The following is an 11,952-nucleotide window of genomic DNA, read 5'->3' on the forward strand; positions in this document are numbered from 1 at the left end:
AGCCTTTATAGCTTCATGTATTCAGCAAATACCTGTTGCATAAAGGCTTTTCCATATCTTAATAAATCGTCGGTTTGTTTTTTTGATTTATTAGGATCACCTACATAGATGATGCGTTGCCCCGCATGGTCATAAGATACCACCTGCCCCGGTACCATAAAGCCGAAGCCATTATCCCAATCAAAAAATGCGAAATCCTTGCTGTATGGGTTTAACAGGTTTTTTGACCATTTAAATTGTGTATTCGGGATATTAAGCTGAGCCAGCAGGGTAGCGGCAATATCCGTTTGGCCGCCAAGTTTGTGTATGCGTGTACCCTGATATTCCGGCTTGATAGCATCGCCAAAAAACAATAAGGGAATGTGATATTTCTGTGGTTCAAAAGGGTCGGCGGTATTGAGGGGCAGCCGGTGGCCATGATCGGCCACCAAAATAAATAGCGTATTTTTATACCAACTTTCTTTTTTAGCAAGGTCAAAATATTCTTTAAGGCTTGCATCCGTATAATAAGCCGTGCTCCTGAATTTATTGCTCAGATCATCCCCCGGAAAATGTGCAGGTACCGGTAAATCAAAAGGTTCGTGATTACTTAACGTTTGCAAATAACTGAAAAACGGCTGTTCAACCTTATTTAAATATTTTACATGCCTTTTAACCACTACATCATCATGCGCACCCCATTTGGAGTTCATATCCCTGGCGTCGAAGTTCTTTTTGTCGATCACCTCATCAGTTTTGTGGCTAAGCATGTAAGCTTTAAAGTTCATGAATTCACTTTCGCCACCGTACATGTATGAGGTTGTGTAATGTTGGGCATTAAACACATTAGTTAATGACGGAAGCTTTTCCTGTTTTACGTTATCCACAATCACGGTACGGATAGCTTGCGACGGAAAAGCGCTTAGTATGCCGATAATACCCTTGTCGGTTCTATCACTGGTGGAGTAAATACTATCAAACAGAACGCCATGCTTAATAAAATCTTCAAAATTAGGTGCGTCGCCCTTTTCACCACCTAACGACTCGATCAGATCCGCGGTGAAGCCCTCGATCTGAATCATAACTACGTTGGGCTTAGTGGTATTCAGGATGCTTATAGTCGTATCTTTTTTAACAGCATACATGCTGTCAACTAAACTCTCGGCATTTTGTGCCGACATATATATGTAGGGGTTATACGGAGTCTTGAAGTTTTCAACCGTGTTATGCAGCAGGTTCCATTCTGTATTAAGCGCGCATTGATTGAGTATTTGCTTATCGCTAAAATAAGCCATACTCTGGTTCATGGGTGATAATTGTAACCCGCCACGAATAATCAATATGTTTAAGCCAGCCAACAACAAAATGGCGAATGGTTTAACATACCATTTAAGTTCGGGCTTTTTAAAGTTATAATCGATAATATAGTTAGAGAGCAAAATACCGGCGGCCATTAAAAAGACACCGATTGCCAGGCTCAAACCAATAGGTGAGGAGCCGGTAGAAGCGATCGCTTCTGATGGAGAGTGGTAGAGCGTATCAAATACCCTGAAATTGATTTTTGAGCCCCACTCCCTGAATATATTGAGATTGAGTATAGTAACGAATGAAATAATGAAGATACAGAAGTATACGTATACCCGTAACCAGATACCTTTAATATTGAGTTTGGGAAAGAACCAGCCTATAAAAAATACCAGCAAGGGCAAGGCAGCAATATAACCTGCAGCGGACGCATCGATACGTATGCCGTAAAAGAAGGTTTGGAATATTTCGCCTAATGAAGCCTTTTGGAGTTTATTGATAAAATAAAGCTCGAACGTAGCCCGGGTAATCACCGAGAATACAAGCCAGAATAAAATAAACCGAATAAAACTAATTAGGCTCCTTAACATGAGGCGACAAAAATAATTATTTGCCTGAATGTTAAGAAGCCTTTAATTAAATGTTATACAACAATGACGGGGCGGAAATTAGTTTCCGCCGCCGCCTAATGATTTCAAATCGGTAAGGGTGATCTTTTCAAAATCCTTTGGAATACCAAAAAAGCCCGCGGCTACCTTTTGGTCGGTTACGCTTTTTAAAGTTACGTTAACAGCCTGGCCTTGTTGCAACGCGGTAAATTGTACCGGTACTCCACCAATTTCCTTAAACGTATGGCTGAATGATGTAGCCGGGATTTTAATATCATTGGTTACCCAAGCTTCGTAGCTGCTGCCGCTTTTTGAATCTTTAACCATTACTTTTTTGCAATTAAAGCCGCTGATAACTTTAGTTTCGGTACCCGGAGTAAAGGTGAATTTCGGCTCCTGAGCTTTGCCTTCCTCAATTTCGGCAGGGGTAGCAATAGCTGCTTTTTTAATGCTGGCTACAGGTACATCAACTAATACGGCCAGGTAATCACCGTTTTTTGCAGTGATGATCTTTATATCAGCCGGGCCTTGCTGCATTGAGGTAAGGCTGCTGTCGCCTTTAAAGTAACTCTTGGTATCAACTGCACCTCCTGGTGTTTGGATAGTATAGGTAGCAAAACCTTCGGTGTAGTTTTTTTGAGCGCTGGCGCCTAAGGCAGACGCTGACAAAGCAAGAAACAGCGCTGATCTTAAAAATTTAATGTTCATTGGGTCGTTTTTAGTTAGTACAAGTTATGGTTAAATTACCAATTATGCAATCAAGTTACTTATTTATTGTTTAGACGGCATCTGCAATGCTTTGTTACTGCCGTTTATCATATATTTTATATCATTATTGTTCAACAGGTTATTGACTGAATCCTGATCCGCAAATCTGTCAGGCCTCAAAATCCACATTGCCTTGTTCGCTGTAAGGCTGTTGACGTCTATTAGTCGGATTTTATTAGTTATGTAGATGAAGTTGTAAGTATCGACGTCAATATTTGGCTGATAATTATCAAGCAACAATATACGGTACCCTAATACATCCAATGATCTTTTGTTAGGAGTAATATGGTTTGTACTATGGCTCTCGTTCGGCGATTTTAAGTTGAGCGACTCAACCCCGCAACTATCAAGGTATGGCTTGATAGAGTATTGAAAGGCCTTGCTGTTTTGCTCCAGATCGGTTATCAACGTAACTCTTTTGCCGCTCCGGGCAGCTATAGCGGTATTACTTCGCAGACTAAAAAATACAAGTTCGCTGCTTTTATGTAACCGTGTTGATTGCCAAATGAAAGTTGCAGCGAAGATTGTAACTATACTAACGGATACAATAAGCGTAACCCTATTAAATTTATACAGGCAGTACACCAGGCACGTTGCAACCATTACCGCAAGTGCGAACTGTACGGGAGTAAGCCAAATTTTATCGATCACCGAAAAAGGGGCGTGCTCGATGGTTGAAAGCGTTCTATTTATCCATATGATCATCTTTTCCAGTATAAACCCGAGATACTTGGTTACCAGCCAGGTTTGGGGCATTAGCAGATAAAGAATCCCTGCATACATGATAACCGCTGAAGGTATTAGTATAATTAAATTACTTATCAAAAAGTATAGCGGCACCTGGTGAAAGTACCATACACTAAGTGGCAGGGTTACCAGTTGCGCGGCGATGGAAGCGGAGGAAACCAGCCAGAGCTTATCTGCAAGCTTATTTTTAAAACTAAACTTTTGATAGATCAGCGGTTGAATTACAATGAGTCCGGCTACGGCGATGTATGAAAGTTGGAAGCCTACATCGGTTATAAGCAATGGATCGACCAGCAGGCTGATGAAAGCGGATAACGCCAGGATGTTTAACTGATTAATACGGCGTGCAAAGCAGCGGCCAATCAATATGAAAGACAGCATCATGCCCGCGCGGCATACCGGTGGTGAGAAACCAGTTAGTAATGCATAACCCCATATACAAGCAATAATCACAAGCGTGGTGATAATGCGGCTTCTTGTGCCCGAGTTAAAGCGTGCAAATACTAAGGCCAATACTAAATAGATCAGGCCAACATGTGCCCCTGAAACTGATAGCACATGGATGGTCCCTGTTCTGGAATACGTTTGTAAAACATCGTTACTCAACTCCGCATTATAACCCAATATTAACGTAGAGGCAATTGCTGCTGCCTGTTTGTCGTGAATGTTAGCGTTGAACTTATCAACCAGGCGTTTGCGGAGACCTTGCGCATAGGCAACCAGTGTATTACCCGTGTTTTTACGTGCAACAATATAACCACCGGGGCTAAGATAAAACTGGTGATAAATGTTTTTATGCGACATATACTGGCGGTAATTAAATTCCGCAGGATTGAGCGGTGGCGATATATCTTTATAGTTGGCCGGAACTATCAGCACATCGCCATAGTTAACCGCCTGCCGGCTTTTGTCGCTTAGCATTATAGATAGGTTTCCGCTTACTACCTTTGATTGGCCTTTATTTGTAACCGCTTGATATACTACGGCTGTAAACCGAATGTTTGCATTTTTATGGATCGGCTCAGTAATAACCCTCACCACAAGTGCGGTGGCGTTTATTTTTGAAAAGTGGTCAGCCCGGTTGATTGCAATGGAGTGACCGGTAAGCATTATTCCAGCGGTAAATAAAAAAACAGCGGCGAGTGCGCTACCTAACCAGGCGTGTTTGTATACCCGTAATCTCCTGTAAAAAATATTCAGTGAAATGAATAGTGAAACGCAGGTGAAACATAACCAGGCTGGCCATATATGTTCGTGAATAACAGGTAGCTTGATCGCAAATAATATTCCGGCGGCAAATGGGGCAAGCAATAATACAAATGGATAGGCATCCTTGTGGCTTGCTTTCATGTAATGGTCAGGATGTGAAGGTTAAGCTTTAGGCGGATTAAGATATTTACAATTGATCGCGTACCTCTAACAAAAACTTTTTCAGGTTTTCCAGCGCGTTAAGCACACGCTGCTGATCTTTACTTTCGCCCATATTATTGCGCATGTGTTCTTTAGCGCCGTTAATGGTATAACCCTTATCGCGTATCAAATGGAAAATAACCTTGAGGTTCTCAATATCCTCGTTGGTAAAATAGCGGTTACCTTTTTTATTCTTTTTGGGTTGCAGTATGTCAAACTCTTTCTCGTAAAAACGCAATAACGATTGATTGACATCGAACATGGCCGATACTTCGCCCATAGTGTAATACATCTTGTTTATCTCGCGTTCTTTGTAAGGCATACTCTGGTACATTAACACCTCAAATATAATACGTTTGGTGTGTATATAAATATTTAATGCAGCTACAATGGCCGTTTAGCTGAACATTACACGTTAAGCGTTGTTAAATTATTGTATTAGAGTTATTATTTAATTGAAGATGCGGAAAGGATTGTAATATGAGTTCAAAATCATCAGGACCGGTTAAAGATGAAAAAAGCTTGTTTGGAAAGGTTAAAGAAGCGGTTACCGATATATTAGGCGGTCCGCAAGGTAATTTGGTAACGGATGATAAATTTGGCGATAAAGCCACAACGCGAAAGAAACGGGCTGCTACTAAAAGTTCGCACGCTAAAACAGTTAAAAAGCGTAGAACAACTAAACTTACGCCTCAGGCAAAAACCGTTGAGGGTCGAGCCCAAAAGCAGGTGATAGCGGCTAAAGCTATCGCCGTAAATCACAATAATATTGAGCCTGTGAAGGCGCGCAAAAGGAATAAGTAATATTCATGGTATTGTGAAAATATGTTAAAACCTTAAAATAGGTCATCTCTTTAAACTTCGGTTTTCTATATTAGCTTTTGATTAAACTCCGAAAGTTGATGATAGCGAGGCGATTTTTATTTTTACTGTATCTAACGATTTTTTCTTCAAGCGTTTTTGCCCAGCGCGATAGCGTACCCCTTAAGGATTTGGCCGAAAAGTACGGCAAGGTATCAGAGGCCTACCCAATAGAAAAGGTTTACCTGCATTTCGATAAGCCCTATTATGCCGTGGGCGATACCATTTGGTTTAAAGGGTATCTCACCTACACGCTCAACATGCCATCGCCATATAGCAAAATCATCTATGTGGATATATTTAATGGTAAGGATGCGTTGGTAGAATCGCTCACCTTGCCTGTTAAAGATGGTACCGCATCAGGTATGTTAGCGCTGAACAAAGAACGCTTTGGGCAGGATAATTATCACATAAAGGCATACACCAAATGGATGGCCAACTTTGATAGCGAATACTTTTTCAGTAAAACCATTCCTGTTGGCAATGCTATAAAACCTGTTGTGGCGATAACCAATCTTAAAAGAAGTGTAAACAACCAAGTGCCTGAAATTGCGGCTAACGTAAACTTCAGCGACCAGAACGGTACCGCTTTTGGCGATAAAAAGGTAAGTTGGACGGTTACCTCAGGCGATAACGAACTGGCTAAGGGCAAGGGCACAATTGAAAAGAACGGGCAGCTAAACGTTATCTTCCCCAATAGTAAAAATACCGATTTAAGCACCGCCTATTTGAATGTTACATATGAGGGTGCTGATCGTCAGGATCAAACAACCGCCATTCCATTAAGTACAGTTGCCGGCCCGGTTGATGTGCAGTTTTTTCCGGAAGGTGGTAACTTGCTTGCAGGTGTTGCTACAAAAATCGCCATAAAAGCAGTACAGCCTAACGGTCTCGGAATAGGTTTCAAAGCCAACATAACAGATGAAACGGGCACGTCAATAGCGGTTTGCGAAGCTAAACATGCCGGTATGGGTGTATTTGATTTAACACCGCAACCAGGCAAAAGCTATAAGGCTGATGTTACATTGGCTGATGGATCGCGCCAAAGTTATGACCTGCCCAGGCCACAAACCAGCGGCGTAAATCTGAACGTTAATCCTGTAGATACAGGGAAAATGCTTGTGGTTATTTCCGCCGATTCAACTTACCTGAAGAAAAATCAGAATAAAGTTTTTTACATTATCGGCAAGGCCGGAAACGTAGTGTGCTACGCCGCGCAAACAACGCTGACCAAAACCTCATACTCGGCATTTATACCTACATCAAAATTCCCGACGGGAGTGGTGCAATTAACTCTGATGACATCGTATGGGCAGCCGCTTAGCGAACGATTGGTTTTTGTAAAACATGCTAGCGATTTGCTGACGCTTAATGTTGCGGGTGATAAGCCATCGTATAATAACCGTGCGAAGGTTAGGCTAAATGTGTCTGCTAAAAATAATGTGTCGCCGGCTGTTGGTGATCTATCATTAGCGGTAATTGATGAAGGCAAGGTGAAAACAAATGAAACTACCGAGACTACGATATTGAGCAGTTTACTACTTACATCAGATATTAAAGGCTATGTTGAAGAGCCTAACTACTATTTTTTACCGGCTAATAAAAATGCCGTTGCACATTTAGATATCTTGATGCTCACGCAAGGGTATCGCCGGTTTACTTATCGAGAGGTAATCGGCAATAAGCTCCCACAGGTGTTCTTCTTGCCGGAGCAGGGTATTGATATAACGGGCACACTCCGCAATAATACCGGTATGCCGGTTAAGGGCGGAACCATAACCCTGCAAATACCAAGTAAATTTTATACCACACGTACAGTTACCGACGGCGAGGGTAAATTCAAATTCTCTAACCTGATCTTTACAGATTCATCGCAAGTAGTTGTAAGTGCTAAAAATAATTACAACTCAAAAAACCTGATGGTAATGGTTGACCCGATAACCTTTCCAAACTCGGGCAAAGCCATATCACATGCTGATGATGTATTGAATATTGACACCGTGATGAATGCCTATTTGCAAAACAGTAAGAAGTTCATCAACAACTCTACTACACTGCAAGAGGTTGTCATCAAGGCCAAAGCTAAGCCGAAGTTGACTGATCACACCCAGTTTTCTGCCTTATCTGGCCTAAGCTCTATTGATGCCCGGGTGGTTACCGGAGAGCAGTTAAAGGGTTGCCCGGATGTATTAAGCTGCCTGCAAAGCATGGCTCCGGGTGTAACTTACGATGCACAAGCGCAGGCTTTTTATGTAAGCCGCGATTATAACCAGGGCAAGCGTGTGCCTATGGCCATATTTGCACAAGGCAGCCCGGTTGATGTTAATTATTTGAGAGGCCTTAGGGGTTCGGATATTGAATCTATCGAAGTGTTTTTACGTGACGATCTGGGTTTGGTAAACCGTACGTATCAAACCAATGGTGTGCTATCCGTATACACAAAAAAAGCGCCGCAGGGCACAAAAATATCGGTTCAGGAATTACAGGATTTATTGCCACAGCCGAGCGTGGCTAAGCTTTCGCCTAAAGGGTATGACGTAGCCAAAACTTTTTACTCACCAAAATATCTTCCTGGGAACAAAGCCTTTGGTGCCGACCTGCGCAGCACAATTTATTGGAATCCACGTGTGCAAACCGACAAAGCCACCGGCAAAACATTTGTAGAGTTTTACACTGCTGACAGTCCAGGCACCTATAAGGTTATAGTTGAGGGTACTGATAATAACGGCCATTTGGGGCGTGCTATATACCACTTTAAAGTTCAGTAACCCAAAGGTATCAAAGCAAAAAGGCAGTCTATTGAGTTAGACTGCCTTTTGCTTTATGTGAATATTGATTATTAAGCGCCAAATTTATAGCCTACGCCTTTTACGGTAGAGATATAATCTTCACCCAATTTTTCGCGCAGTTTACGTATATGCACGTCAATGGTACGGTTAGTAACAATTACCGAGTCTTCCCAGATGTTTTTAAGGATCACCTCGCGGGTGTAAACCTTACCCGGTTTTGATGCCAGCAGGTACAGCAGCTCAAACTCTTTTTTAGCAAGCACTACCTTTTCGCCGCTTTTGTAAACTAAATAGGCCTCGCGGTCAATAACCAGATCTTCAATCTCGAGTTTATTATCAACCACCTCCTCAGCAGGTGCATTGCGCCTTAAAATAGCGTTAATACGGCTAACCAGGGCGCGTGGCTTAATAGGTTTGGCTATATAATCATCAGCGCCTACGTTAAAGCCGGCAATTTCAGAGTACTCTTCGCTGCGGGCGGTTAAAAACACCATAAAAGTATTTTTAAATTCAGGCATGGTGCGCATAATACGGCAGGCCTCAATGCCATCCATCTTAGGCATCATTATATCAAGTACTATCAGGTCAGGCAGGGTTCTTTTAGCTTCAGTAACAGCCTCCTGGCCGTTATGTGCCAAAAACACCTGGTAACCTTCTTTCTTTAAGTTGTATTCTATCAGCTCTAATATATCCGGTTCGTCATCAACAATAAGAATTTTCTGTTTTGTAGCGTAGCTCATCAGGTTAAATTTTTGCTATAAAAGTATACGCTTAATTATAGTAAATAGTTAAAGTAATATTAATTAATTGTTAAGCGTTACTTTGGTTTAACAATTTATTGAGGCTTGCTAAAAGTTTTCTTTAAAAATTCTTTAAGTTGCGGGCCGGTGATATTTTTGGCTACGATAACGCCCTGTGGATCAATAATAAAATTCGATGGAATAGCGGTTATCTGGTACATGCGCTCAACAGGGCCTTCAAAACCTTTTAAATTTGAAGCGTGCGCCCATGCTAAACCATCAGCTTTTATAGCAGCCTGCCACTTGGCTTTGTCATCATCTAACGATATGCCCAGTATATTCAACCCTTTTGATTTATAAAGATTGTATTGTTTAACTACATTCGGGTTTTCCTGGCGGCAGGGTACACACCATGATGCCCAAAAATCTATCATCAGGTATTTGCCTTTATAGTCGGCCAGGCTGATGCTCTTGCCATCAATACCGGGTATGGTAAAGTCCTGTGCTTTTTGCCCAACTGATACCGGTTTTATGGCGATCATTTGTGTTACAAATCGCTGAATGATGGGGTTATCCTTAAACTTATCCTTAATATCTTCGGCATAGGCTATCAGTTGCTGCTCATACGTGCGCGGATCAACAGAGGTAGCGGCATAAAAACCGGCCAATGAACTTTTATTATCATTAGCGAAGGCCATTGCGGCTTTGTTGTATTCTGCCAGATTTTTCAGGAATTCAGGGCGGTAAATATTCAGTAACGAATCAGACTGTTTACCTAATGCCTGCGATTTCGCTTCGAACTCTTCAGATAGTTTAGTATTACGCTCCGAAAAAACGTTTGTTTTTTGATGAAACTCTTTAAGTTTTTCTGATTCATCCGAACCCTTTATCTCGTATCCGCTTTTAGTAGAACCACTCTTAAAAGTTATTTCTTCGCCATTTTTAGCGATCAGGTCATACTCATTCTCGCCGATTTTTAAGCGATAGAAAGCGGCATACGGTGAAACGCCTTTGAGTTCAAACTTCCCATCCTGTATGGTAGCCGAATCAACCGGGCGTAATTCGGTGCTATCCATTTGCAGCAATTGCACTTGTTTGGCATCTACGGGGTTCTTCAACTCGCCCGTTACAGTGAATGATGACGAATCCTTGCTGTTGCAGGCAAAAATAAAAAGCGAGCCTGCTAAAAGGGTATATTTTGCTAAACGGAATTTCATTTACTTGCTTCTAATTGTTTTATTAATAATTGGTTGGTTTTCTGCGGGTCTATCTTACCCTTTGAGCGTTTCATTACCTCGCCCATAAATAAACCCAAAACACCTTTTTTACCTTTATGGTATTCCTTTACCTTATCCGGAAATTTTGCCAGCGCTTCGCGGATAAATTCATCTACTTCATTACCATCTGCAGTAATCAGCAGGTTAAGCTCCTGCGCCAGTTGCGCGGCGGTTTTGGTAGGTTGATCAAGCAGGGCAGGGAACAGTTTATGGGCGGCAACAGTGTTATTTATTTTGCCTTGCTCTATCAGTTCAATAATTCCGGCCAAATGCCCGGGTGTTACCGCTAATGTGCCAATTGAGTGCCCTTTTTCATTAAGGTATGATTTTACCGGCCCCATCAGCCAGTGTGCCGCGGCTTTATAATTAGTTGTTTTTTGTATCAGTTGTTCAAAAAACAGGGCCACATCATGGTCGGCAGTAAGCACGCCGGCATCATAATCACTCAGGCCTAATTGGATATATTTATTATAAAGCTGTTGCGGAAGGGCAGGGAGCTTTGCGCGTATCTGTTCTACATAATCCTCTGTTAAAACCAGCGGTTGCAGGTCAGGCTCAGGGAAATAGCGGTAATCATTAGCCATTTCCTTGCTGCGCAGTACTGATGTTTCGCCGGTATCGGCATCAAAGTTCAAAGTATTTTGATCAATATGGCCACCTTGCTCAATAACGCGTACCTGGCGGGCAAATTCGTGTTCAATAGCACGTTGAACGTTACGTATAGAGTTAAGGTTCTTTACTTCGCAACGATTACCATATTCGGTTTGGCCATGCAATCGTACTGATATATTGGCATCACAACGCATGCTGCCTTCTTCCATATTGCCATCACATATATTTAAATAGCGAAGCAGGCGACGTACTTCGGTCAAAAACTGACCGGCCTCTTCAGCGCTGCGAAGATCGGGTTGGGTAACTATTTCTAATAGTGGAACGCCAGCACGGTTAAGGTCGATCAACGAGTCGGTATGGTGGCCGTCGTGTGAGCTTTTGCCGGCATCTTCTTCCATGTGTATATGGTGTAGGGCAATATTTTTTGTTGATCCGTTAGAGAGCTTTACCTGCACATGGCCGCCAAGGCATACCGGCGCCTGATCCTGCGAGATCTGGTAACCTTTGGGCAGATCAGCGTAAAAATAATTTTTACGTGCGAATGAGTTATGTTTATTAATGGCACAATTGCAGGCCAGGCCCATTTTTACGGCATATTCAACCGCGGTTTTGTTGGTAAAAGGCAGTGTACCGGGATGACCCAATGATACCATACTTATATGGTGATTAGGCTCGGCGCCGAAGGCCGCAGAATCAGCGGAAAACATTTTGCTTTGGGTAGATAGCTGCGCGTGAACTTCTAAACCTACTACCAGCTCGTATTTATCGCTCAGGCCGTCTGTAAAACTCGTCATATATTATTTAGTGTACCGGTGGCAAAAAGCCAAATATATAAAGTTAATATCATACTTGGCCT

General features: G+C 42.2%; 9 protein-coding genes. 2 read left to right on the forward strand and 7 right to left on the reverse strand.

Features of this window, described 5'->3' with window-relative positions; translation table 11 throughout:
* Window positions 1-5: 5 nt before the first annotated feature.
* The 4 genes from LT679_RS02940 to LT679_RS02955 form a co-directional block, all read right to left on the reverse strand.
* Window positions 6-1,874 carry an LTA synthase family protein gene (locus LT679_RS02940; RefSeq protein ID WP_232175444.1) on the reverse strand — a complete coding sequence of 623 codons (1,869 nt, stop codon included), beginning with the start codon at window positions 1,872-1,874 and terminating at the stop codon, window positions 6-8.
* A 78-nt stretch (window positions 1,875-1,952) separates the two neighbouring features.
* Window positions 1,953-2,600 (reverse strand): DUF4412 domain-containing protein, encoded by a 648-nt coding sequence (locus tag LT679_RS02945; protein WP_232175445.1) that lies wholly within the window; start codon window positions 2,598-2,600, stop codon window positions 1,953-1,955.
* Window positions 2,601-2,663: 63 nt separating this feature from the next.
* Window positions 2,664-4,757: a ComEC/Rec2 family competence protein gene (locus LT679_RS02950; RefSeq protein WP_232175446.1), complete on the reverse strand. Its 2,094-nt coding sequence runs from the start codon at window positions 4,755-4,757 to the stop codon at window positions 2,664-2,666.
* 46 nt (window positions 4,758-4,803) lie between these two features.
* Window positions 4,804-5,139, reverse strand: coding sequence for a MerR family transcriptional regulator (locus LT679_RS02955; RefSeq protein WP_232175447.1), 336 nt, complete (start codon window positions 5,137-5,139; stop codon window positions 4,804-4,806).
* Between the two features lie 158 nt (window positions 5,140-5,297).
* On the opposite strand from LT679_RS02955, the gene LT679_RS02960 reads away from it, so the two are divergent.
* Window positions 5,298-5,621 (forward strand): hypothetical protein, encoded by a 324-nt coding sequence (locus tag LT679_RS02960; protein WP_232175448.1) that lies wholly within the window; start codon window positions 5,298-5,300, stop codon window positions 5,619-5,621.
* 98 nt (window positions 5,622-5,719) lie between these two features.
* Window positions 5,720-8,446, forward strand: coding sequence for a carboxypeptidase-like regulatory domain-containing protein (locus LT679_RS02965; protein WP_232175449.1), 2,727 nt, complete (start codon window positions 5,720-5,722; stop codon window positions 8,444-8,446).
* A 71-nt stretch (window positions 8,447-8,517) separates the two neighbouring features.
* Here the strand turns inward: LT679_RS02965 and LT679_RS02970 are convergent, their stop codons facing one another.
* From LT679_RS02970 to gatB, 3 genes are all read right to left on the reverse strand, one after another.
* Entirely contained in the window at window positions 8,518-9,207 is a 690-nt protein-coding gene (locus LT679_RS02970) for a response regulator transcription factor (RefSeq protein WP_232175450.1), read from the reverse strand.
* Window positions 9,208-9,302: 95 nt separating this feature from the next.
* On the reverse strand, window positions 9,303-10,424 hold the full coding sequence (locus tag LT679_RS02975; RefSeq protein ID WP_232175451.1) for a TlpA disulfide reductase family protein: 1,122 nt from the start codon (window positions 10,422-10,424) through the stop codon (window positions 9,303-9,305).
* A complete protein-coding gene (gatB, locus tag LT679_RS02980; RefSeq protein WP_232175453.1) occupies window positions 10,421-11,890 on the reverse strand; it encodes an Asp-tRNA(Asn)/Glu-tRNA(Gln) amidotransferase subunit GatB in 1,470 nt (489 codons plus the stop codon). The genes LT679_RS02975 and gatB overlap by 4 nt, the downstream gene beginning before the upstream one ends.
* Window positions 11,891-11,952: the final 62 nt, after the last annotated feature.

It is taken from the genome of Mucilaginibacter roseus, from assembly GCF_021215455.1.
In the GTDB taxonomy this organism is placed as follows: Bacteria; Bacteroidota; Bacteroidia; order Sphingobacteriales; family Sphingobacteriaceae; genus Mucilaginibacter; species Mucilaginibacter roseus.

Coding starts and splice junctions, on each gene's coding strand:
- LT679_RS02945 (WP_232175445.1), bottom strand. CDS start 2,600: ATGAACATTAAATTTTTAAGATCAGCGCTGTTTCTTGCTTTGTCAGCG.
- LT679_RS02955 (WP_232175447.1), bottom strand. CDS start 5,139: ATGCCTTACAAAGAACGCGAGATAAACAAGATGTATTACACTATGGGC.
- gatB (WP_232175453.1), bottom strand. CDS start 11,890: ATGACGAGTTTTACAGACGGCCTGAGCGATAAATACGAGCTGGTAGTA.
- LT679_RS02950 (WP_232175446.1), bottom strand. CDS start 4,757: ATGAAAGCAAGCCACAAGGATGCCTATCCATTTGTATTATTGCTTGCC.
- LT679_RS02960 (WP_232175448.1), top strand. CDS start 5,298: ATGAGTTCAAAATCATCAGGACCGGTTAAAGATGAAAAAAGCTTGTTT.
- LT679_RS02970 (WP_232175450.1), bottom strand. CDS start 9,207: ATGAGCTACGCTACAAAACAGAAAATTCTTATTGTTGATGACGAACCG.
- LT679_RS02965 (WP_232175449.1), top strand. CDS start 5,720: ATGATAGCGAGGCGATTTTTATTTTTACTGTATCTAACGATTTTTTCT.
- LT679_RS02975 (WP_232175451.1), bottom strand. CDS start 10,424: ATGAAATTCCGTTTAGCAAAATATACCCTTTTAGCAGGCTCGCTTTTT.
- LT679_RS02940 (WP_232175444.1), bottom strand. CDS start 1,874: ATGTTAAGGAGCCTAATTAGTTTTATTCGGTTTATTTTATTCTGGCTT.